Source organism: Streptococcus troglodytae, assembly GCF_002355215.1.
Lineage (GTDB): Bacteria > Bacillota > Bacilli > Lactobacillales > Streptococcaceae > Streptococcus > Streptococcus troglodytae.
On the sequence record NZ_AP014612.1, the window covers coordinates 374,258 to 395,923 of the forward strand.

Annotated in this window: 14 protein-coding genes, 11 tRNA genes, 3 rRNA genes and 4 pseudogenes; 30 read left to right on the plus strand and 2 right to left on the minus strand. The window is 40.3% G+C overall.

Annotated features, from left to right (window positions below):
* The first annotated feature begins 26 nt into the window (after positions 1 to 26).
* The 4 genes and pseudogenes from rlmD to SRT_RS01970 all read left to right on the plus strand — a co-directional run bounded on the left by rlmD (position 27) and on the right by SRT_RS01970 (position 2,949).
* On the plus strand, positions 27 to 1,415 hold the full coding sequence (gene rlmD, locus SRT_RS01950) for a 23S rRNA (uracil(1939)-C(5))-methyltransferase RlmD (RefSeq protein ID WP_128832858.1): 1,389 nt from the start codon (positions 27 to 29) through the stop codon (positions 1,413 to 1,415).
* Between the two features lies 1 nt (position 1,416).
* Positions 1,417 to 1,878: a class Ib ribonucleoside-diphosphate reductase assembly flavoprotein NrdI gene (gene nrdI / locus SRT_RS01955; protein WP_128832859.1), complete on the plus strand. Its 462-nt coding sequence runs from the start codon at positions 1,417 to 1,419 to the stop codon at positions 1,876 to 1,878.
* Between the two features lie 270 nt (positions 1,879 to 2,148).
* On the plus strand, positions 2,149 to 2,454 hold the full coding sequence (locus SRT_RS01960) for a type II toxin-antitoxin system RelB/DinJ family antitoxin (protein ID WP_128832860.1): 306 nt from the start codon (positions 2,149 to 2,151) through the stop codon (positions 2,452 to 2,454).
* 307 nt (positions 2,455 to 2,761) lie between these two features.
* Positions 2,762 to 2,949: pseudogene (locus SRT_RS01970) on the plus strand (hypothetical protein).
* 284 nt (positions 2,950 to 3,233) lie between these two features.
* On the opposite strand, the gene SRT_RS01975 reads toward SRT_RS01970, so the two are convergent.
* Positions 3,234 to 3,304 (minus strand) — tRNA-Thr (locus SRT_RS01975).
* A gap of 154 nt (positions 3,305 to 3,458) precedes the next feature.
* On the opposite strand from SRT_RS01975, the gene SRT_RS01980 reads away from it, so the two are divergent.
* The 24 genes and pseudogenes from SRT_RS01980 to SRT_RS02085 all read left to right on the plus strand — a co-directional run bounded on the left by SRT_RS01980 (position 3,459) and on the right by SRT_RS02085 (position 18,081).
* Complete coding sequence (locus SRT_RS01980; protein ID WP_128832861.1) at positions 3,459 to 3,713, plus strand: DUF1912 family protein; 255 nt, start codon at positions 3,459 to 3,461, stop codon at positions 3,711 to 3,713.
* Positions 3,714 to 3,963: 250 nt separating this feature from the next.
* Positions 3,964 to 4,536, plus strand: coding sequence for a flavin reductase family protein (locus tag SRT_RS01990; protein WP_128832862.1), 573 nt, complete (start codon positions 3,964 to 3,966; stop codon positions 4,534 to 4,536).
* Entirely contained in the window at positions 4,529 to 5,104 is a 576-nt protein-coding gene (locus tag SRT_RS01995; protein ID WP_128832863.1) for a GNAT family N-acetyltransferase, read from the plus strand. The genes SRT_RS01990 and SRT_RS01995 overlap by 8 nt, the downstream gene beginning before the upstream one ends.
* 69 nt (positions 5,105 to 5,173) lie before the next feature.
* A pseudogene (gene rhuM, locus SRT_RS02000) lies at positions 5,174 to 5,554 on the plus strand (RhuM family protein); the annotation flags it as partial.
* The gene (locus tag SRT_RS10555) at positions 5,547 to 6,431 is read left to right on the plus strand and encodes a hypothetical protein (protein WP_223213964.1); all 885 of its coding nucleotides are present in this window, start codon (positions 5,547 to 5,549) and stop codon (positions 6,429 to 6,431) included. The pseudogene rhuM and the gene SRT_RS10555, both read left to right, overlap by 8 nt.
* Before the next feature lie 41 nt (positions 6,432 to 6,472).
* Positions 6,473 to 6,829, plus strand: coding sequence for a hypothetical protein (locus tag SRT_RS10560; RefSeq protein ID WP_223213965.1), 357 nt, complete (start codon positions 6,473 to 6,475; stop codon positions 6,827 to 6,829).
* Positions 6,830 to 7,037: 208 nt separating this feature from the next.
* Complete coding sequence (locus SRT_RS10565; protein WP_223213966.1) at positions 7,038 to 7,208, plus strand: hypothetical protein; 171 nt, start codon at positions 7,038 to 7,040, stop codon at positions 7,206 to 7,208.
* Between the two features lie 23 nt (positions 7,209 to 7,231).
* Complete coding sequence (locus SRT_RS02010) at positions 7,232 to 9,889, plus strand: valine--tRNA ligase (protein ID WP_128832864.1); 2,658 nt, start codon at positions 7,232 to 7,234, stop codon at positions 9,887 to 9,889.
* A gap of 27 nt (positions 9,890 to 9,916) precedes the next feature.
* The gene (locus SRT_RS10570; RefSeq protein WP_223213967.1) at positions 9,917 to 10,675 is read left to right on the plus strand and encodes a hypothetical protein; all 759 of its coding nucleotides are present in this window, start codon (positions 9,917 to 9,919) and stop codon (positions 10,673 to 10,675) included.
* A 60-nt stretch (positions 10,676 to 10,735) separates the two neighbouring features.
* A pseudogene (locus SRT_RS11360) lies at positions 10,736 to 11,004 on the plus strand (hypothetical protein); the annotation flags it as partial.
* Positions 11,005 to 11,428: 424 nt separating this feature from the next.
* Positions 11,429 to 11,608 (plus strand): PBECR3 domain-containing polyvalent protein, encoded by a 180-nt coding sequence (locus SRT_RS10315; RefSeq protein ID WP_256376018.1) that lies wholly within the window; start codon positions 11,429 to 11,431, stop codon positions 11,606 to 11,608.
* 581 nt (positions 11,609 to 12,189) lie between these two features.
* A 16S ribosomal RNA gene (locus SRT_RS02025) occupies positions 12,190 to 13,745 on the plus strand.
* A gap of 59 nt (positions 13,746 to 13,804) precedes the next feature.
* Positions 13,805 to 13,877, plus strand: a tRNA-Ala gene (locus SRT_RS02030).
* 183 nt (positions 13,878 to 14,060) lie between these two features.
* A 23S ribosomal RNA gene (locus SRT_RS02035) occupies positions 14,061 to 16,961 on the plus strand.
* A gap of 186 nt (positions 16,962 to 17,147) precedes the next feature.
* Positions 17,148 to 17,263, plus strand: a 5S ribosomal RNA gene (gene rrf, locus SRT_RS02040).
* The 16S, 23S and 5S rRNA genes sit together here with 10 tRNA genes alongside, the layout of an rRNA operon.
* 4 nt (positions 17,264 to 17,267) lie before the next feature.
* Positions 17,268 to 17,340: transfer RNA gene (locus SRT_RS02045), tRNA-Val, on the plus strand.
* 9 nt (positions 17,341 to 17,349) lie between these two features.
* Positions 17,350 to 17,422, plus strand: a tRNA-Asp gene (locus SRT_RS02050).
* A gap of 26 nt (positions 17,423 to 17,448) precedes the next feature.
* Positions 17,449 to 17,521: transfer RNA gene (locus tag SRT_RS02055), tRNA-Lys, on the plus strand.
* Between the two features lie 9 nt (positions 17,522 to 17,530).
* A tRNA-Leu gene (locus SRT_RS02060) sits at positions 17,531 to 17,612 on the plus strand.
* A 14-nt stretch (positions 17,613 to 17,626) separates the two neighbouring features.
* A tRNA-Thr gene (locus SRT_RS02065) sits at positions 17,627 to 17,699 on the plus strand.
* Positions 17,700 to 17,701: 2 nt separating this feature from the next.
* Positions 17,702 to 17,774, plus strand: a tRNA-Gly gene (locus SRT_RS02070).
* Positions 17,775 to 17,781: 7 nt separating this feature from the next.
* Positions 17,782 to 17,867 (plus strand) — tRNA-Leu (locus SRT_RS02075).
* Positions 17,868 to 17,880: 13 nt separating this feature from the next.
* Positions 17,881 to 17,954, plus strand: a tRNA-Arg gene (locus SRT_RS02080).
* Between the two features lie 53 nt (positions 17,955 to 18,007).
* Positions 18,008 to 18,081: transfer RNA gene (locus SRT_RS02085), tRNA-Pro, on the plus strand.
* 386 nt (positions 18,082 to 18,467) lie between these two features.
* Here the strand turns inward: SRT_RS02085 and SRT_RS02090 are convergent.
* Positions 18,468 to 19,825, minus strand: a pseudogene (locus SRT_RS02090) (aspartate kinase).
* 98 nt (positions 19,826 to 19,923) lie between these two features.
* On the opposite strand from SRT_RS02090, the gene SRT_RS02095 reads away from it, so the two are divergent.
* Together SRT_RS02095 and fabM are read left to right on the plus strand one after the other, a co-directional pair.
* Positions 19,924 to 20,568, plus strand: a complete 645-nt coding sequence (locus SRT_RS02095; protein WP_128832865.1) for an HAD family hydrolase — start codon at positions 19,924 to 19,926, stop codon at positions 20,566 to 20,568.
* Between the two features lie 158 nt (positions 20,569 to 20,726).
* On the plus strand, positions 20,727 to 21,518 hold the full coding sequence (gene fabM / locus SRT_RS02100) for a trans-2-decenoyl-ACP isomerase (protein ID WP_128832866.1): 792 nt from the start codon (positions 20,727 to 20,729) through the stop codon (positions 21,516 to 21,518).
* Positions 21,519 to 21,666 lie beyond the last annotated feature (148 nt).

The window sequence follows — 21,666 nt, forward strand, 5'->3', positions numbered from 1 at the left end:
ATAGCAGAAAATGATAGAATAGTAGTATGAATTTACGAGTAAAGCAAAAGATTCCCTTGAAAATTAAAAGAATGGGAATTAACGGTGAAGGAATTGGCTTTTATAAGAAAACCTTAGTTTTTGTACCCGGTGCTCTGAAAGGTGAAGAGATTTTTTGTCAAATAACCAGTGTTAAACACAATTTTGTGCAAGCTAGACTGTTGACCATCAATAAAAAATCTAAATTTCGGGTGCAGCCTGCTTGTCCTATTTATGAGGAATGTGGCGGCTGTCAAATTATGCATTTACGTTATGATAAACAATTGGATTTCAAAAAAGATTTGCTAAAGCAAGCTTTGAAAAAATTTAAGCCACAAGGTTATGAGACCTATGACGTTCGAGCGACAATTGGAATGGAACATCCTCAGTATTATCGCGCTAAATTACAATTTCAGACGAGAAAATTTGGCGGTTCTGTTAAAGCGGGACTTTTCAAAGAGCAGAGTCATCATTTGGTAGATATTAAAGATTGTTTGGTACAGGATGAGCTGACCCAAAAAATCGTCAATCGAGTCTGTCAGCTTTTGGACGACCACAAGATCCCTATTTATGACGAACGGCGTCATTTTGCTGGTGTTAGAACTATCATGGTCAGAAAGTCACAAGCTACCAATCAAGTTCAGTTGATTTTTGTAACCAGTAAGGAAGTTAATCTCCTCGGAATTATTCGTGATTTGACAGGATGTTTTCCAGAAATTAAGACGGTTGCCGTTAATTTTAATTTCAGCAAATCCAGTGATATTTATGGACAAAAAACAGAGATTCTCTGGGGTATTGATAGCATTTCAGAGGAAGTTTTAGATTATTCCTTTTTGTTATCCCCCAGAGCCTTTTATCAACTTAATCCTCAGCAGACGCAAATTCTTTATCGTCAAGTCCTTCAAGCTCTCGATGTGACTGCAGGAGATCATGTCATTGATGCTTATTGTGGTGTTGGTAGTATTGGTCTTGTTTTTGCTAATAAAGTGAAATCAGTTAGAGGGATGGATATTATTCCTGAAGCTATTGCAGATGCTAAAAGAAATGCTGAGCGTATGGGATATACAAACACCTATTACGAAGTGGGGAAAGCCGAAAATAGTATTCCAAAATGGTACAAAGAGGGTTATCGAGCATCGGCGCTTATTGTTGATCCACCTAGAACAGGACTTGATGAGAAACTTTTAAAAACTCTGCTAACCTATCAGCCAGAAAAAATGGTTTATGTCTCTTGTAATGTTTCAACTCTTGCCAGAGATTTGGTTCAATTGGTTAAAGTCTATGAAGTCAATTATATCCAATCGGTTGATATGTTCCCTCATACAGCAAGAACTGAGGCTGTTGTTAAATTAGTAAAACGAAAACAAAATAATCGTTCTAAAAAAGTAAGGAAGTAAAATGACAAAAACAATCACTTTAATTTATATTAGTTTAAGCGGAAATACCAAAAGTTTTGTAACTCGCTTGATAAACTATCTACAGTCAAAAACAGACTTAGCAATTAATTCTGTTAATGTCAAAGATTTAGTTAAAGATCAGGCAGATTATTTTGCCTTATCTGATTATTTTGTTGCCTTCTTGCCAACCTATCTTGAAGGTGGAAACGGTCTTGACAGTGGGGATGTTGAAATTTTGACAACCCCTTTACGAGAGTTCATAGCTTTTGCAGATAATTATCGTTATTGCTATGGCATTGTTGGATCCGGCAATAAAAATTTTAATAATCAATATTGTCTGACAGCTAAGCAGTATGCAGAGCAATTCGGTTTTCCTGTGCTTGATAATTTTGAACTGCGCGGTCTAGCCGATGATGTTGAACGTATTGGTGATAAGATTTTAGCCTTGTACGCAGCTAACTAATGTCTTTATTTAAAAACAAATAGATCAACAAGCAACAATAGAAAAAAAGGAACTGAGATAATTTTTCAGATCCTTTTTCAATTATCGTTATTGCTACCGCCCACCGGACATTGTGAAATTTTGATTAGAATTATTTTCTTGATTTTAAAACATTTAAGTTGTGTTGGTTATTAAAATAGGTTTATTATTAAAAATAAACCTATAAGTTGTTCGACATTGTATAGTTAATGTTATACAATGAGACTATAAAGAAAAAGGTGGGGTATTAATATGTCAACTATAGCTATTCGTGTTGATGACGAATTAAAGGAAAAAGCAACAGAGCTTTATAAGGAATTGGGTCTTGATATGTCAACAGCTGTTAAGCTTTTTTTGACACAAAGTGTAAAAACAAGAAGTATTCCTTTTGAGATTAAAGATTCTTCTGCAGATGATTTGCTTAATAAGCGTTTAACTGATTTGATTATGGAAAATGCTGAAACAATGAAAACAATTGATTTAGATAATTCAGATGATATAGCTTATTTATTTGATGAAGATTTTTCTGAGTATGAGGCTCTATATGGTGAAGCTTGAGAAATATACAATAGCTTTAGCAAGAGTTGTTTTCATGATAAAAGCGGTTCAAAGATTAGACCTGTTTTGCTTATTAGATTTGACAGTGAGATGGTGCTAGCTTTAAGTATAACGAGTCAATATTCTTCAAAATCAGAAAGTATTAAGCAAAAATATTTTAGAATTATGGATTGGTATGAGGTAGGATTAAGAAAACCGTTTTGGGTTGATACTATCAATATTTTACGATTTAGTCCATCTGCCCTTAGTCATTTTCGAGTTATTGGAAAACTTACTCAAAGGGATAAAATAAGATTTGTGAAATTTTATGTGGATCGTAGGAAAGGATAGGAAGAATGAAAAAGGTTTTGACTTTGTTACCTATCGGTTTTTGGATGGCAATGATATTGGTAGCTTGTTCGTCTGTCTGGCAGCAATACTGAACATAAAACTTCTGTTTCTAATATGGATGGAACATATTATGAGTTTTATAAGCTTAAGAAAGTAATTGGATAATTTCTCTAATTTCTAAGCAAAGGGCTATAGAAATAATTAGATGATACATTAATGTGGTAATAAAGCATAAAAATCAATATTCTATTAATAAGAAAAGAAAACGACTAGTGTGAATGAATTGCACCCTATAAGTTAGACAAAAATCTAACGATTGGGGTGTTTTTATTATGAAACTAAGTGATGAAGATAAGATTCAAATTTTAAAGTGGGGTTAAATTGGAGTGATATTGTTAAAAAGGATCCAAAAAAGCCGACCTAATAGGAATTAGATCGGTCCAGTTTCATGCCGCCACCGAGAATCGAACTCGGAACGGAGCATTACCATTGCTCTATTATACCATTTAACTATAGCGGCGACTCATCTATCATACTATAAAATAATGAAGAATGCAAGGAGGAAAACTTAATATCATTTGTTCATTAATATCAATTAGAAAAGGAAATGGATATCTCTTTGTTGATTAAAATGCTATAATAGTACTTATAACATTTCTAAGAGAGGAAATACCATGTCATACGAACAGGAATTTTTACAAGAATTTGAAGCTTGGGTCAATTCACAAGTGACCATTAATGAAATGGCCATGAATGCCAGTCGTAAAATCATTGAAGAAGATAAAGATGGCCGTGTAGCAGATGCTTATATTCGTTATGAGAGCAAGCTGGATGCCTATAAATTTATCCAAGGAAAATTTGAAAATTATAAGGCTGGCAAAAGATTTCACGACCTGCCAGATGGTCTTTTCGGTGAGAGAAATTATTGATTTCTAAAGGTTAATCTGATAAAATAAGGTCATTCAGAGGTGTTTTGAATTCCATTTGTTATAGGAAGCGGCGTTACTGGAAAATCCGCACAAATGTCGAAACTGGTTGCTGATGTGATTTTTTGAAATAAAATGAGTTGCGGGTTTAGCCCGAAACTGGGTGGTACCGCGGATAATTGCATTCGTCCCTGTCATGTAGATGGCAGGGGCGATTTTTTATCTTTTGCTTTATTGCTCAAAGGAGGTTGGTATGAAACAATCGTTTCAAACAAGTAAACTTTACTATGGTTTTCCTGTTTTTATTCTTGGTTACAAGGATGAAAATTTCGGCTACAATGTCACTACTTGCAGTTCGTCTTACAGCCTAGGAGACCAGATTGTTATTGGTATTGTGGCGAATGAAAATGCGGCGGAGCAGATCCCTAAGTTTGGTGAATTTACTGTTAATATCCCTCATAAAGATGGAATGGTACAGGCTGAGCGGGCTGGCTTTGTGACACATCGCGAAAAGTTGGCTCGCTTCCATTTTGAGTATAGTCTTTCTGAGAAAGTAGATGCGCCTGTTTTGGACTGCTGTCCGCTCATTTTAGAGTGTAAAGTGAACCGAGTAGTGGAGGATGATGGTATTTGCCATATTTTTGCTACTATTGTCGGGAGACTGATTGAGCAGGACTTGCTAGATGATAAGGGGAATCTTGATAATCAAAAGCTATCTCCTATCTATTTTATGGGTGATGGACATGAGCGTGTCTATCGTTATCTGAATGAGCAGGTAGACCCTATAGGAAGCTTTATGAAGAAAGTGAGGAAGAAAGATGAGTAACAAAGCATTACCTGAACGTGTAGAGACCAAACGTCTGATTTTACGAGTGCGAACAGTAGCGGATGCCGAGGACATCTTTGACTATGCCAATCGCCCAGAGGTTTCCTATCCGGCAGGATTTCCGCCCGTCAAGATTTTGGAAGATGAGATTTACTACCTAGAACATATTCTACCCGAACGTAATCAAAAGGATAACCTCCCAGCAGGTTACGGAATTGTCATCAAAGGAACGGATAAAATTGTTGGCTCTGTTGATTTTAGTCACCGTCATGCAGATGATGTCCTTGAAATAGGCTATACCTTGCATCCAGATTATTGGGGCAAGGGTTATGTGCCAGAAGCAGCGCGTACTTTGATTGACCTAGCTTTTAAAGAACTGGATCTTCACAAGATTGAACTGACTTGCTATGATTACAATCTCCAAAGTAGGCGAGTTGCAGAAAAGCTGGGCTTCACTCTTGAAGCTCATATACGTGATCGCAAAGACGCCCAAGGCAATCGCTGCGCAGAATTGGTTTATGGCTTGCTGAAGAGGGAGTGGGAAAATTTAATAGTTAAAAGGAATTAATGATGGCTAAGAAAGAAATAAATACTGATTTATGGGTTCATGAACTCTTGAAAGAAGCAGGGAGCTGACAAGGATAAAATGGGTCTGACCACCTGGAAGAATGCACCTGACGGACGCGTGCTCAAGTCCGATGTCACAGTGGCTAAGAACTATCTGCAGGAAAAAGAAATCCGCCAGCTAGAGCGGACGGTCACTTCCTATTTTGACTATATTGAAGGTCTAATTGAACGGCGAAATACTTTCACCATGCAAGGCTTGGCAGACAGTATAGATCGTTTCCTGTCTTTCAATGAATACGAAATTCTAGAAGGAAAAGGAAAAATTTCCAAAAAACAGGCAGATGAAAAAGCCAGTCAAGAATATGAGAAATTCAACCGCACCCAGAAAATTGTGTCGGATTTTGATAAGTTTATAACTAAGGTGAGTGAGTGGGAGAAACTAAATGGATAATAAAAGTTCTGAACTAGATATAGAAACTGTTGATTATGCATTAAGAACAGGAGGTATTATTGATAGTAATAGTGAAATTTTTAAGTTCTTAGTAACAGTTTTTTCTGGAACTGTTCGTGAAAACATGCAGATTGAATTACCAGATTTATTTGCTAAGTTTAAACGCCCGTCTCTTCAAACTAAAGGAAATAGAAATATTGGCCAAAGTTTGGCTAGCCAACATTTCTTAGAATTAGATATACCCGGTACTTTTACTTTAACGAACTCAGGAATTAGGCAGATTATTGATTATGTCAAACAAGATATTATTCAAAAGATAAGGAGTAGACTTTCACTATATAATCGAGATTCTCTTGTTATTCAGATGATTCTATTAGCGAGTGTGTTAAGTAAAATTACAGTTTGTATGGATACAGATTTTATCCAAACGGAAAATGATGTTATTGATTCACTGATTATCCATTTTAACAGGCTAAAATCTCATATTTTTTTCGATCCCAGAGTGTATTTGGGAGAATTAAAATCTTGTTTAGAATTTGTTGTAAATGAACTTTTAACTATTGAAAAGGCGAAGGAGAATCATTCTCAAACTAAGAATTTCATGGACTTTAGGGAACTGTTTGAGTTGTTTGGTTTATGCTTTTCGATCTTTCAGTTAGAGTCTTATTCTGATATTCTCCCATTTATGAATACTGCAGAGAGAGAAGATATTAGTTTTACTGAAGAGTTTGGGATTAAATTTCCTAGTAGAGTATTTGAACAGTTTACTAAATATTTAGTTGATACACGTGATGAAATAGTAGTTATTGGTGATAAAAAAATTGATATTATAATGGAGTATCTTAAAAAGGTTAAAAAATATCACCGTCCCTATTAAGTGATTATTTAAGTAAATCTGATGACCAGAGGGCTCTAAAATTGGAGAATAATTATATTAGTATTTGTGAAAAAGGACTACTTATTAAAGACTTGTCTTTAAATCAAAGTATTCTTGAAGAACAGGCTGATTTAATTATTAATAATTTGACTTTAAATAATGAAGAATTTTATAAAAATAAATCTACTAATTTAATGAGTGAACCAAATAAAAGATTATTTAGATCGCCATTAATAACATTTTCAAATTATGATTTAATACCAGTGTTTTCGTTTTTTGAATCTTCCAAATATTTTTCATATAGAATTCTAAGAACAGATATACTAAACAAACGAAATGGGAAAAAATGGACAGAATTGATTAAAGAAAACTTCGATGAGCGATTGCTTCAAATATAGATAAAAATGTCAAAATTAATCTAAGATTGCAGAAATAAAAGAATTAATAAAATCCAAAAGTTTAAAGGAAGAAATTGATTTATTATTCATATACAATTCTAAATTGTATATTTACGATTTGAAAAATTATGGCTTGGCAAGAAATTGGAGGCAATGTAAAAGTACTATAAACACCTCAATATATAAGGAGTTTTCGAAGTTACGGAATTTGAAAAATGAAATTGAAAATAAAAAGGATTTATTCAAAAGGGAATTTGGTGAATTTACAAATATTGAAATTGGAATAGTCACAGTAAATACCACCCCCTATAAATATTTTAAAGAAGGTAGAGTCATATCTATGCCAGAATTAAAAGAAAACCCAGATCTTTTAATTTAAACGTAAAGCAAAGGAGAACCAAAATGTCTAAACAACTTTCACCAAAATACAATCCAGCTGAGGTCGAAGCTGGGCGTTATGCAAAATGGCTTGATGAGGATGTTTTTAAGCCATCAGGAGACAAAAAAGCACACCCTTACTCTATCGTGATTCCACCGCCAAATGTGACGGGGAAATTGCACCTTGGACACGCTTGGGACACGACCTTACAGGATATTATTATCCGCCAGAAGCGTATGCAGGGCTTTGATACCCTCTGGCTGCCGGGGATGGACCATGCCGGAATTGCTACGCAGGCTAAGGTAGAAGCTCGCTTGGCTGAAGACGGCGTTTCCCGTTATGATCTTGGTCGTGAGAAATTTCTGGATAAGGTCTGGGAATGGAAGGACGAATATGCGGCAACCATCAAAGAACAGTGGGGCAAGATGGGAATTTCCGTTGATTATTCGCGGGAACGTTTCACCCTTGATGAAGGCTTGTCTAAAGCGGTCCGCAAGGTTTTCGTAGAACTCTATAAAAAAGGCTGGATTTACCGCGGCGAATTCATTATCAACTGGGACCCTAAGGCCCGCACAGCTTTGTCCGACATTGAAGTCATCCACAAGGACGTGGAAGGTGCCTTCTACCACATGAATTATCTGTTGGAAGATGGCTCGCGCAGCTTAGAAGTTGCGACCACACGTCCAGAGACCATGTTTGGGGATACGGCTGTCGCTGTCAATCCAAATGATGATCGTTACAAAGATCTGATTGGACAAAATGTAATCTTACCAATCGTTAATAAGCCAATCCCAATTGTGGCAGATGAACATGCTGATCCAGAATTTGGAACAGGTGTTGTTAAGATCACACCTGCCCATGACCCTAACGACTTCCTCGTTGGTCAGCGCCACAATCTGCCACAAGTCAATGTTATGAACGATGACGGAACCATGAACGAACTGGCTGGCGAATTTGCTGGCATGGATCGCTTTGAAGCCCGCAAGGCAACTGTTAAGAAACTGGAAGAAATCGGCGCTCTTGTGGAAATCGAAAAGATGACCCACTCGGTTGGTCACTCAGAACGGACAGGTGTGCCGGTTGAGCCACGTCTGTCTACCCAATGGTTCGTTAAGATGGATCAACTGGCTAAGAATGCCATTGCCAACCAAGACACTGATGACAAAGTGGACTTTTACCCACCGCGTTTCAATGATACTTTCCTTCAATGGATGGAAAATGTGCATGACTGGGTGATTTCTCGTCAACTCTGGTGGGGCCACCAAATCCCTGCTTGGTACAACGACAAAGGCGACATGTATGTCGGTGAAGAGGCTCCAGAGGGTGACGGATGGAAGCAGGATGAAGACGTGCTTGACACTTGGTTTAGTTCAGCACTATGGCCTTTCTCGACCATGGGCTGGCCTGACACGAACTCAGAAGATTTCAAACGTTATTTCCCAACATCAACGCTGGTAACGGGTTATGATATCATTTTCTTCTGGGTGTCTCGTATGATTTTCCAATCTTTGGAATTCACTAGCCGCCGTCCTTTCCAGAATGTTCTCATTCACGGACTTATTCGTGACGAACAAGGGCGTAAGATGTCTAAATCGCTCGGTAACGGCATTGACCCCATGGATGTTGTTGATAAATATGGTGCAGATGCTCTGCGTTGGTTCTTATCAAACGGTTCTGCACCGGGTCAAGACGTGCGTTTCTCTTATGAAAAGATGGACGCTGCTTGGAATTTCATTAACAAGATTTGGAATATTTCCCGCTATATCCTCATGAACAATGAAGGTCTTAGCCTTGACCAAGCTAGTGCAAATGTTGCTTTGGTAGCGGGTAGCAAAGCTGGTAACGTGACGGACCGCTGGATTCTTCACAATCTCAATGAAACCATTGCCAAAGTCACCGAAAACTTCGACAAGTTCGAATTCGGTGTGGCTGGTCACATCCTTTACAACTTCATCTGGGATGAGTTTGCGGACTGGTATGTCGAGTTGACCAAGGAAGTACTCTACAGCGACAATGAAGAAGAGAAAGTCATCACACGTTCTGTTCTTCTTTACACTTTGGACAAAATCCTGCGCCTTCTTCACCCAATCATGCCATTTGTTACAGAAGAAATCTTCGGTCAATACGCAGATGGTTCGATCGTGACAGCAGCTTATCCAACTGTTAACCCTGCTTTTGAAAATCAAGCAGCGCATTCTGGCGTGGAAAGTCTCAAAGACCTGATTCGTGCGGTTCGAAATAGCAGGGCAGAAGTCAATGTAGCCCCAAGCAAACCTATTACCATCCTTGTCAAAACAAGCGACAGCAACTTGGAAGACTTTTTCAAGGCCAATGTCAACTACATCAAACGCTTCACCAATCCAGAAACGCTTGAAATCAGCTCTGCCATTGCCGCCCCAGAACTAGCCATGTCAAGCGTCATCACAGGTGCCGAAATCTTCCTGCCGCTAGCCGACTTGCTCAACGTCGAAGAAGAACTAGCCCGCCTCAATAAAGAACTAGCCAAATGGCAAAAAGAACTAGCCATGGTTGCCAAAAAACTCGGGAACGAACGCTTCGTCCAAAACGCCAAACCTGAAATTGTCCAAAAAGAACGCGACAAACAAGCTGACTACCAAGCTAAATATGATGCTACTGTTGAGCGGATTAAAGAGATGGAAAAGTTGGTGAAGGAAGATTAAAAATTAATTTAGGAGAGAATTTGAAAAATGAAGAAGATTTTAGAACTATTAAAAAATATTTTCTCTGGTGAAGACAGTAAGTTCCAAGTTGGGAAACAGAATAACACGGGTGATAATAATAATATTTCTAATCAAGAAGTTGATAATAGTACTACAGTGATTGATAATTCTACTCATGTATATGGAAATAAAGATGATGAAAAAGAGCTTGTACACAATCCTGTAAAAGGACTAATAATTGGAATTGTTAATTGGGGTTGGTTAATCAATATCATAGTATTAACGATTGTGTTTATATGGAATAAAGATTATTTCACTACGACTATTATTTTTATGGCTGCATTATTATTTCTAGTTATAGGTTATACTTCGTATGACCTTTCTCGCAAAATGAAGATTGCTACTAACAATTACCATCCATATTGGAAACTTGGAATAATAATCATAATTTTCTTTACTTTTTGGACATTAATTTTTATTCTAAAAAATAATTGGGAACATGAGATAGATAACTATTTGGGACAAATAGAATGGTGGCAAAAATTCAAGCCATGGGTTATTGCTAATACAAAGACTGATTTCTTTCTAACAATGAGAAATAATATTTTCAATATTTATTTAACCGTGGCTAGTTCCTTAAATTTATCTATTATAGGTAGGCATGTTTTAGAACAGAATTATATATACCTCTATAATAAGTCATCAAATAGCGTTGGAATTAAATTTTATTTCACTTGCTTATTGATTTTTACGATTAGCTTTTTTATCTATTATATTCTGAAATAGTATTTTTCAATTAGATTAATCTGGCTATAATGAAAATAAATTAATAAAGGTGGGTAGACATTGTTTAAAAAAACTTTCAAAGTTTTATTGTATTTATTAGTTATTCTAGTAGCTATTTTTACCATTATTTAGAAATCAGAATCCTCTTACCACAAATATATAACTTTATATCCGTAGCAAACAAGGACTACTATGGAGTTGTTCTGTCAGCTTTGGCAATTCTTGTGACTTTCTTGATTTTCAACAGTCAAAATGAGAAAGAAAAAAAGCTACGTTTTGAGGATGAGCAAAGAAGGAATGATAAGGTTATGACGAACTATGTTGATGATCTAATTTTACTTGCTAAAAAGGCTTATTTCAGTGATTTTCTGTTTAGAAATTTAGAAGTATATTTGAATGAATATGTTGAGATCGCATCTGAACGAATTGGTTTTGAAAATGAGATAGAATTTGTATATGATAATATACGAACAGAGATTAAACAAAAATTATGTATAAAGAAAATACAATGTCTAATTACAAAAGTGAATTTGTTTTGATTATAAAAAATATTTTCTCCAACTTTCTCCGAAATAAATAAGTTAGAAATCTCAAAATTGTGAGGAGTTAATATAAAGTCTAGGAAAAATTGATCTTAAAATTAAAGAGTTGTTAGGTATAAAGATATTAACGGATAGTATTGCCAAGTTTGAGGGCTTTGAAAAGCATTTCAAAAAACACCATCAAGAAAACATACTTTAATATCTGGATTCGATTGATTCTATTTTAGTGCATCCAAATTATGTTGGAATAAATCCTCGTGAGAAAAATATTAGTATGGAATATGTCAGCATTTTTGATGAAAATCTCTTACTCGGTATCAAGCTAGATCGCAAGAACTATTATTTTTATCTGGCTACTATGCATGAAATTTCTAACTTAAAATTGGGGTAGCGTTTGAAGAATGGTCTGCTGAAAAAAGTTGATAAACTCTAATTATCTTGCTATTCTTTAAGCAATCTAATATCTGAGGACAGGAAGGTTTCTGCCGGACCCTAAGTCTGGGGTACCTGAGATGACGTAGTTACTGACCGTCCAGATGTTATTACGAGAAACCATCACCTTTGTGGCGATTTTTTAGGATTCTTGTCAACTGTAGTAGGTTGACCTATCTTAATATATGTTCACTTTCGTATGGGCTCCTATCGCATTACTGCCAAGGCCGATGATGAGGAATTTGTCTGATTTCATAATTGTATTAATCTCAGTCCGTCCTTGGGTTTTATGTAGGGATAGTTCAGCAATCTTTGTCTGGCATTAATATTAGGATTTATTTTTCCACCCAAAAATTAAAATAGAAAAAAAGGAAAAAGCTATTGACAAAGGGGCGAAGAGCTGATAGAATAAAGAAGTTGTCTCAGAAAGAGGCAGAGCCCTTTGAAAACTGAACAAGAAGACGAACCAAACGTGCGGGTTGAGAAATCGACCTGTTAAAGAAAAACGATAAATCTGTCAGTGACAGAATGAGAACAAGATTAAATGAGAGTTTGATCCTGGCTCAGGACGAACGCTGGCGGCGTGCCTAATACATGCAAGTGGGACGCACTGATTTCACGGGAGCTTGCTCCACGAGGTCAGTGAGTCGCGAACGGGTGAGTAACGCGTAGGTAACCTGCCTACTAGCGGGGGATAACTATTGGAAACGATAGCTAATACCGCATGCTAGCTTTTAGCGCATGCTAGGAGCTTAAAAGATGCAACTGCATCACTAGTAGATGGACCTGCGTTGTATTAGCTAGTTGGTAAGGTAAGAGCTTACCAAGGCGACGATACATAGCCGACCTGAGAGGGTGAACGGCCACACTGGGACTGAGACACGGCCCAGACTCCTACGGGAGGCAGCAGTAGGGAATCTTCGGCAATGGACGAAAGTCTGACCGAGCAACGCCGCGTGAGTGAAGAAGGTTTTCGGATCGTAAAGCTCTGTTGTAAGCGAAGAACGGGTGTAAGAGTGGAAAGCTTAGACTGTGACGGTAGCTTACCAGAAAGGGACGGCTAACTACGTGCCAGCAGCCGCGGTAATACGTAGGTCCCGAGCGTTGCCCGGATTTATTGGGCGTAAAGGGAGCGCAGGCGGTTAGGAAAGTCTGGAGTAAAAGGCTATGGCTCAACCATAGTGTGCTCTGGAAACTGTCTGACTTGAGTGCAGAAGGGGAGAGTGGAATTCCATGTGTAGCGGTGAAATGCGTAGATATATGGAGGAACACCAGTGGCGAAAGCGGCTCTCTGGTCTGTCACTGACGCTGAGGCTCGAAAGCGTGGGTAGCGAACAGGATTAGATACCCTGGTAGTCCACGCCGTAAACGCTGAGTGCTAGGTGTTAGGCCCTTTCCGGGGCTTAGTGCCGGAGCTAACGCAATAAGCACTCCGCCTGGGGAGTACGACCGCAAGGTTGAAACTCAAAGGAATTGACGGGGGCCCGCACAAGCGGTGGAGCATGTGGTTTAATTCGAAGCAACGCGAAGAACCTTACCAGGTCTTGACATCCCGATGTTATTCTTAGAGATAAGAAGTTACTTCGGTACATCGGAGACAGGTGGTGCATGGTTGTCGTCAGCTCGTGTCGTGAGATGTTGGGTTAAGTCCCGCAACGAGCGCAACCCTTATTGTTAGTTGCCATCATTAAGTTGGGCACTCTAGCGAGACTGCCGGTAATAAACCGGAGGAAGGTGGGGATGACGTCAAATCATCATGCCCCTTATGACCTGGGCTACACACGTGCTACAATGGTCGGTACAACGAGTTGCGAGCCGGTGACGGCAAGCTAATCTCTGAAAGCCGATCTCAGTTCGGATTGGAGGCTGCAACTCGCCTCCATGAAGTCGGAATCGCTAGTAATCGCGGATCAGCACGCCGCGGTGAATACGTTCCCGGGCCTTGTACACACCGCCCGTCACACCACGAGAGTTTGTAACACCCGAAGTCGGTGAGGTAACCGTTAAGGGGCCAGCCGCCTAAGGTGGGATGGATGATTGGGGTGAAGTCGTAACAAGGTAGCCGTATCGGAAGGTGCGGCTGGATCACCTCCTTTCTAAGGAAAAAAGGAAAGCACGATAGGGGAGCTTCTTGTTTAGTTTTGAGAGGGTAAGTGGGGCCTTAGCTCAGCTGGGAGAGCGCCTGCTTTGCACGCAGGAGGTCAGCGGTTCGATCCCGCTAGGCTCCATTAAAACAGGATACTAAAGAAGTAAGTCTAGAGTTCAACTTAATATCTTGTTTAAGACAAGGAAGTCTATAAAATACGATGGTTCATTGACAATTGAATAGCTAGAAAGAGCCCTATAGCGCAGCTATAGGGACAACACGAAAGAAACCGAGACGCTGCAAAGCCAAAGAAACGAGAAAATAAGGTTAAGTTAATAAGGGCGCACGGTGGATGCCTAGGCACTAGGAGCCGAAGAAGGACGTGACGAACGACGACATGCTTTGGGGAGCTGTAAGTAAGCCTTGATCCAGAGATATCCGAATGGGGGAACCCGGCAGGTTAAGCCTGTCACTCATTACTGTTAAGGTAATGCAGAGGAAGACGCAGTGAACTGAAACATCTCAGTAGCTGCAGGAAGAGAAAGCAAGAGCGATTGCCCCAGTAGCGGCGAGCGAAGAGGCAAGAGGGCAAACCAGAGTGTTTACACTCTGGGGTTGTAGGACTGCACAAAAGCAGCCAAGGGAATAGAAGAAGACTCTGGGAAGAGTCGCCAGAGAGAGTAAGAGCCTCGTATTTGAAATTCACTTGATGCCAAGCAGGATCCTGAGTACGGCGGGACACGAGGAATCCCGTCGGAATCTGGGAGGTCCATCTCCCAACCCTAAATACTCCCTAGTGACCGATAGTGAACCAGTACCGTGAGGGAAAGGTGAAAAGTACCCCGGAAGGGGAGTGAAAGAGAACCTGAAACCGTGTGCTTACAAGAAGTTCGAGCCCGTTAATGGGTGAGAGCGTGCCTTTTGTAGAATGAACCGGCGAGTTATGTTTACGTGCGAGGTTAAGTTGAAGAGACGGAGCCGTAGGGAAACCGAGTCTGAAAAGGGCGGCAGAGTACGTAGATGTAGACCCGAAACCAAGTGACCTACCCATGAGCAGGTTGAAGGTGCGGTAAAACGCACTGGAGGACCGAACCAGGACACGTTGAAAAGTGTTTGGATGACTTGTGGGTAGCGGAGAAATTCCAAACGAACTTGGAGATAGCTGGTTCTCTCCGAAATAGCTTTAGGGCTAGCGTCGGTCGTGAGACTCTTGGAGGTAGAGCACTGTTTGATTGAGGGGTCCATCCCGGATTACCAATCTCAGATAAACTCCGAATGCCAACGAGTTAAGACCGGCAGTCAGACTGCGAGTGCTAAGATCCGTAGTCGAAAGGGAAACAGCCCAGACCACCAGCTAAGGTCCCCAAATAATTGTTAAGTGGAAAAGGATGTGGGGTTGCACAGACAACTAGGATGTTAGCTTAGAAGCAGCTATTCATTCAAAGAGTGCGTAATAGCTCACTAGTCGAGTGACCCTGCGCCGAAAATGTACCGGGGCTGAAACAATTTACCGAAGCTGTGGATCCCTTAGGGGATGGTAGGAGAGCGTTCTATGTGCGCAGAAGGTGTACCGCAAGGAGCGCTGGAGTGCATAGAAGTGAGAATGCCGGTATGAGTAGCGCAAGACAGGTGAGAATCCTGTCCACCGTAAGACTAAGGATTCCAGGGGAAGGCTCGTCCGCCCTGGGTTAGTCGGGACCTAAGGAGAGACCGAAAGGTGTATCCGATGGGCAACAGGTTGATATTCCTGTACTAGAGTATTGAGTGAAGGAGGGACGCAGGAGGCTAACTAAACCAGACGATTGGAAATGTCTGGTCAAGCAGTGAGGTGTGATATGAGTCAAATGCTTATATCTATAACATTGAGCTGTGATGGGGAGCGAAGTTTAGTAGCGAAGTTAGTGATGTCACACTGCCAAGAAAAGCTTCTAGCGTTAATGAATACTCTACCCGTACCGCAAACCGACACAGGTAGTCGAGGCGAGTAGCCTCAGGTGAGCGAGCGAACTCTCGTTAAGGAACTCGGCAAAATGGCCCCGTAACTTCGGGAGAAGGGGCGCTGGCTATAAGGTCAGCCGCAGTGAAAAGGCCCAAGCAACTGTTTATCAAAAACACAGCTCTCTGCGAAATCGCAAGATGAAGTATAGGGGGTGACGCCTGCCCGGTGCTGGAAGGTTAAGAGGAGCGCTTAGACATTTGTCGAAGGTGTGAATTGAAGCCCCAGTAAACGGCGGCCGTAACTATAACGGTCCTAAGGTAGCGAAATTCCTTGTCGGGTAAGTTCCGACCCGCACGAAAGGCGTAATGATTTGGGCACTGTCTCAACGAGAGACTCGGTGAAATTTTAGTACCTGTGAAGATGCAGGTTACCCGCGACAGGACGGAAAGACCCCATGGAGCTTTACTGCAGTTTGATATTGCGTATCTGTTACACATGTACAGGATAGGTAGGAGCCAAGGAAGAGTGAACGCTAGTTTACTTGGAGGCGCTGTTGGGATACTACCCTTGTGTGATGGCTACTCTAACCCGGTAGGTTGATCATCTACGGAGACAGTGTCTGACGGGCAGTTTGACTGGGGCGGTCGCCTCCTAAAGCGTAACGGAGGCGCCCAAAGGTTCCCTCAGACTGGTTGGAAATCAGTCGCAGAGTGTAAAGGTATAAGGGAGCTTGACTGCGAGACGGACAGGTCGAGCAGGGACGAAAGTCGGGCTTAGTGATCCGGTGGTACCGCATGGAAGGGCATCGCTCAACGGATAAAAGCTACCCTGGGGATAACAGGCTTATCTCCCCCAAGAGTTCACATCGACGGGGAGGTTTGGCACCTCGATGTCGGCTCGTCGCATCCTGGGGCTGTAGTCGGTCCCAAGGGTTGGGCTGTTCGCCCATTAAAGCGGCACGCGAGCTGGGTTCAGAACGTCGTGAGACAGTTCGGTCCCTATCCGTCGCGGGCGAAGGAAATTTGAGAGGATCTGCTCCTAGTACGAGAGGACCAGAGTGGACTTACCGCTGGTGTACCAGTTGTTCTGCCAAGAGCATGGCTGGGTAGCTAAGTAGGGAGGGGATAAACGCTGAAAGCATCTAAGTGTGAAGCCCCCCTCAAGATGAGATTTCCCATAACATCAAGTTAGTAAGAGCCCTGAGAGAAGAACAGGTAGATAGGTTGGGAGTGGAAGCGTTGTGAGACGTGAAGCGGACCAATACTAATCGCTCGAGGACTTATCCAAAAATAAGTTACTAAAGGCGTAAAATCCGCCTGAAAAATAGGAAATGGGTGCAGTGTTCGATGAACACCAGACCATTTCTCTTTTTTCCAAGGATTTAGCCCGAGTACAATTCCTTAAGTAAAGGAAGCAGGCGCAGCGTTGGTTTTAGTGGCTAGCTATTCAATCGTGAGTGAGCGATCACGCTTGTTAAGTGATGATAGCCTAGGGGAGACACCTGTATCCATGCCGAACACAGCAGTTAAGCCCTAGCACGCCTGAAGTAGTTGGGGGTTGCCCCCTGTGAGATAGGGTCGTCGCTTAGCAAGAGGGAGTTTAGCTCAGTTGGGAGAGCATCTGCCTTACAAGCAGAGGGTCAGCGGTTCGAGCCCGTTAACTCCCATATTTAGAAGGTCCCGTGGTGTAGCGGTTATCACGTCGCCCTGTCACGGCGAAGATCGCGGGTTCGATTCCCGTCGGGACCGTCTTTTTCTGAAAGGAGAGGGAGGACGACTCGTTAGCTCAGTTGGTAGAGCATTTGACTTTTAATCAAAGGGTCACTGGTTCGAGCCCAGTACGGGTCATCAAGAGAAGCGGGTGTGGCGGAATTGGCAGACGCACCAGATTTAGGATCTGGCGCTTAAGGGCGTGGGGGTTCAAGTCCCTTCACCCGCATATAGAGGAGATAGGCCGGCTTAGCTCAGTTGGTAGAGCATCTGATTTGTAATCAGAGGGTCGCGTGTTCAAGTCATGTAGCCGGCATTGCGAACGTAGTTCAGTGTGTAGAACATCACCTTGCCAAGGTGGGGGTCGCGGGTTCGAATCCCGTCGTTCGCTTTAGGAGGCCGGGGTGGCGGAACTGGCAGACGCACAGGACTTAAAATCCTGCGAAGGGTAACCTTCGTACCGGTTCGATTCCGGTCCTCGGCATAAATAAGAAGGAGCACCCTTGGCTCAACTGGATAGAGTACCTGACTACGAATCAGGCGGTTGCAGGTTCGAATCCTGCAGGGTGCATGAGTGGCGTTAGTAAAGGACTAGCACACTTTGAAGATGAGGGAGCGGTATTACGGGAAGTAGCTCAGCTTGGTAGAGTACTTGGTTTGGGACCAAGGGGTCGCAGGTTCGAATCCTGTCTTCCCGATTATTGTCCTTTATCAACTGTAATGAAGGAAGAGAGATAGACTTATTGTCAACATAGTGGGTTGACTTATACTGATATTTGAAGAGGATTGCTTAATCTTCTTTTTTTGGTATTCAAAATGATAGGGCCTAATTAATTATTCAAAGATGATGTTAAATATTAGGAAGAATCGTTGGTTAAAAATATTTAACATTATATGAATTGTATAAAAATTGAAGTTTCGTATGAAATGCTCTGTAACTGTAGAAGTTAGTTTTATTTAGGTTAGATTATGAATGAGTATGGGAAGTGCAGTTTATTACGGCATAAAAAACTCCGTAATTCTATAGCAATTTATTTACTAAAAGAATTATAGAGTTAAAAATATTGGCCTATTAAATGACGATTTACTCGCCTTCCATAAAAAATGTTTGGTATAAGGCTCTAACTGCTTGTTTTCTTGTTCAGTTTTGATAACGAACATGACGGATACTTCACTGGAACCTTGGGAAATCATTTCCAGGTTAATATGTTTTTTGGAAAATGCTTCAGCAGCTTTGGCAGTCACCCCAATATGATTTTTCATATTTTCTCCGACAATCATGATAATAGAAAGATTGCGTTCAATTTCAACTTCGTCAACTTCTAATTTACGCGTTAATTGTGAGATGATTTCTTGCTCTTTTATAGGGGTCAATTCACGGCCTCTTAAAATGATTGACATATCATCAATACCGGTCGGAATATGTTCCCAACGAATGTTCAATTCTTCTAAAACTTGAAGAACTTTACGACCAAAACCAATTTCTCTATTCATCAGATATTTGGAAAGATTAATACTAACAAAATCATCATCTCCGGCAATACCAACAACTGGTATAGTGGCACCAGTATGCGCAAGAACAATTTTTGTGCCTGGATGTTCGGGATTATTTGTATTTTTAATAACAAGGGGAATTTTTCCGCGATAGGCAGGAATTAAGGCTTCGTCGTGGAGTACTGAAAAGCCTGCATAGGCTAATTCGCGCATTTCACGGTAGGTTAATTCTGAAATAGAATGCGGTTTGTGGACAACACCTGGGTGAGCTGCAAAGATACCATCCACATCTGTAAAGTTTTCATAGAGTTCAGCTTTAACACCTGCTGCGATAATTGAGCCAGTAATATCAGAACCACCGCGCGAAAAAGTACAGATTTGATTATCAATTGTAACACCAAAAAAACCAGGGATAACTAAAACTTCGTCACTATCTCGTAATTCTTCTAATTTGTCATAACTGGATGGAATAATCCGAGCATTACCGGGTTCACTTGTAACAATGATACCTGCTTTTTTAGGGTGAATATAACGAGCAGAGAGGCCATTTTTCCTGAAATATTCGGCAATTAATTTGGCATTATTGTCCTCACCTGCGGCTAGGAAAGTATCATATAGGAAATCATTATCTTCAATAGGCAAATTTGCAAGATCAACAATAGCTTTAGTAATTTTTTCTAAGATATTTTGACCAAGGCCAAGTTCATCAATGATAGCACGGTAGCGGTTGATAATCCAAGATTGGTCAGCAGTAACGTCTTTATCTGAAGTATAAGATCTATAGTATCTAATGAGAGCATCTGTAACTTTTGTATCTTGGGCGTTACGCTTACCCGGAGCAGAAACAACAACAAAGCGTCGTTCTTCGTCTGATTTTATGATATTCAGAACTTTTTCTAATTGTATTGCAGAGGCCAATGAACTACCACCAAATTTTACGACTTTCATATTTTCTCCAAAATCAATAAAGTTAGTTAAATTATAGCAAAATTCAGAAAATTTGTCAGTACTTTTTGTGGTAAAATAAAGAAAAGAAAGAGGTAGTGATGACAACTAAAGCAGTCATTTTTGATATGGATGGTGTCCTTTTTGATACAGAAGGTTTTTATTATAGAAGGCGAGAAATTTTTTTAAATGATAAAGGAATTTCCATCAAGCATATACCACCAGCATTCTTTATTGGGGGTAATATGAAGCAGGTTTGGCAAAAGATATTGGGAGACGATTATGCTAACTGGGATGTTGAACAGTTACAAAAGGATTATACTAACTATAAAAATAAACATCCTCTGCCTTACCAAAATTTGATTTTTCCCGATGTTAAAGTCATTTTAGAAAAACTCGGGCGGCATCAATTTAAAATAGCTTTAGCATCTAGTTCAACTAAATCAGATATCTTACTGGCGCTCAATAAGACAGGGATTTATAATTATTTTGACCTTGTTTTATCGGGAGAAGAATTTCCTGAGAGCAAGCCCCATCCTGCGATTTATAATGAAGCTGCCTATCAGTTGGGTTTCCCTAAATCAGAATTACTGATTATTGAAGATAGTGAGAAAGGGATTGCTGCTGGAGTATCTGCTGGCATAGAAGTTTGGGCTATCAAAGACAGAACATTTGGACTTAATCAAAGAGCTGCTAGTCGCTTGTTTTCTAATTTGACAGAAATGGTTGATTTTCTTTTAAAATAAAAAGCGTAAAAAACTATTTTATTTTGAGAACTCCTTATTTTTATGATAAAATGTAGAAGTTAAGAACTTTGATTTTCAAACTATTTTTGTCAAGTAAGCAGACAATTTGATTATCTTAATATTTAATCATTTTGAGTTAGAGATGGAGAAATAAGAAGATGGATTTTAAGGAAATTCTGTACAGTGTGGATAATGGTGTGGCGACTTTAACGCTGAATCGTCCGGAGGTTTCTAATGGATTTAATATCCCTATTTGTGAGGAAATTTTGAAGGCCATTGATACTGCTAAAAAGGATGACACAGTACAAATTTTACTGATTAATGCCAATGGGAAAGTCTTTTCAGTTGGTGGCGATCTGGTTGAGATGCAAAGAGCTGTTGATGCAGATGATGTACAATCTCTTGTCCGCATTGCAGAACTTGTCAATAAAATTTCTTTTGCTTTAAAACGTTTGCCTAAGCCGGTTGTCATGAGTACAGATGGTGCAGTTGCAGGTGCTGCAGCTAATATAGCGGTAGCTGCAGACTTTTGTATTGCCAGTGACAAAACACGTTTTATTCAAGCCTTTGTGAATGTCGGTTTGGCCCCTGATGCCGGAGGACTTTTCTTATTAACGAGAGCCATTGGCATTACTCGTGCAACACAACTTGCCATGACCGGTGAAGCTTTAAATGCAGAGAAAGCTTTGGAATACGGTATTGTTTACAAAGTCTGTGAGCCAGAGAAACTAGAAAAAACAACAGATCGTGTCATTACACGTTTGAAACGTGGCTCAGTTAATTCTTATAAAGCCATTAAAGAAATGGTTTGGCAAAGTTCATTTGCAGGTTGGCAGGAATATGAGGATCTAGAATTAGAATTGCAAAAGTCATTAGCATTTACAGATGATTTTAAAGAGGGAGTGCGTGCTTATACAGAGAAACGCCGTTCTAAATTTACAGGAAAGTAATATTCTTGATTGCCCTGTTAAAAGTGTAAGTATAGGCTGGGACAAAAGTGTTCCGCCTTTTTATTGTGCAGTGGTTGATTAAATTTTCACATCTTGGTTTTTTAGGATCAAACTTATACCTAATTGAAGTCGCAATGAAATGACAATT

Coding starts and splice junctions, on each gene's coding strand:
- rlmD (WP_128832858.1), top strand. CDS start 27: ATGAATTTACGAGTAAAGCAAAAGATTCCCTTGAAAATTAAAAGAATG.
- nrdI (WP_128832859.1), top strand. CDS start 1,417: ATGACAAAAACAATCACTTTAATTTATATTAGTTTAAGCGGAAATACC.
- SRT_RS01960 (WP_128832860.1), top strand. CDS start 2,149: ATGTCAACTATAGCTATTCGTGTTGATGACGAATTAAAGGAAAAAGCA.
- SRT_RS01980 (WP_128832861.1), top strand. CDS start 3,459: ATGTCATACGAACAGGAATTTTTACAAGAATTTGAAGCTTGGGTCAAT.
- SRT_RS01990 (WP_128832862.1), top strand. CDS start 3,964: ATGAAACAATCGTTTCAAACAAGTAAACTTTACTATGGTTTTCCTGTT.
- SRT_RS01995 (WP_128832863.1), top strand. CDS start 4,529: ATGAGTAACAAAGCATTACCTGAACGTGTAGAGACCAAACGTCTGATT.
- SRT_RS10555 (WP_223213964.1), top strand. CDS start 5,547: ATGGATAATAAAAGTTCTGAACTAGATATAGAAACTGTTGATTATGCA.
- SRT_RS02010 (WP_128832864.1), top strand. CDS start 7,232: ATGTCTAAACAACTTTCACCAAAATACAATCCAGCTGAGGTCGAAGCT.
- SRT_RS10570 (WP_223213967.1), top strand. CDS start 9,917: ATGAAGAAGATTTTAGAACTATTAAAAAATATTTTCTCTGGTGAAGAC.
- SRT_RS02095 (WP_128832865.1), top strand. CDS start 19,924: ATGACAACTAAAGCAGTCATTTTTGATATGGATGGTGTCCTTTTTGAT.
- fabM (WP_128832866.1), top strand. CDS start 20,727: ATGGATTTTAAGGAAATTCTGTACAGTGTGGATAATGGTGTGGCGACT.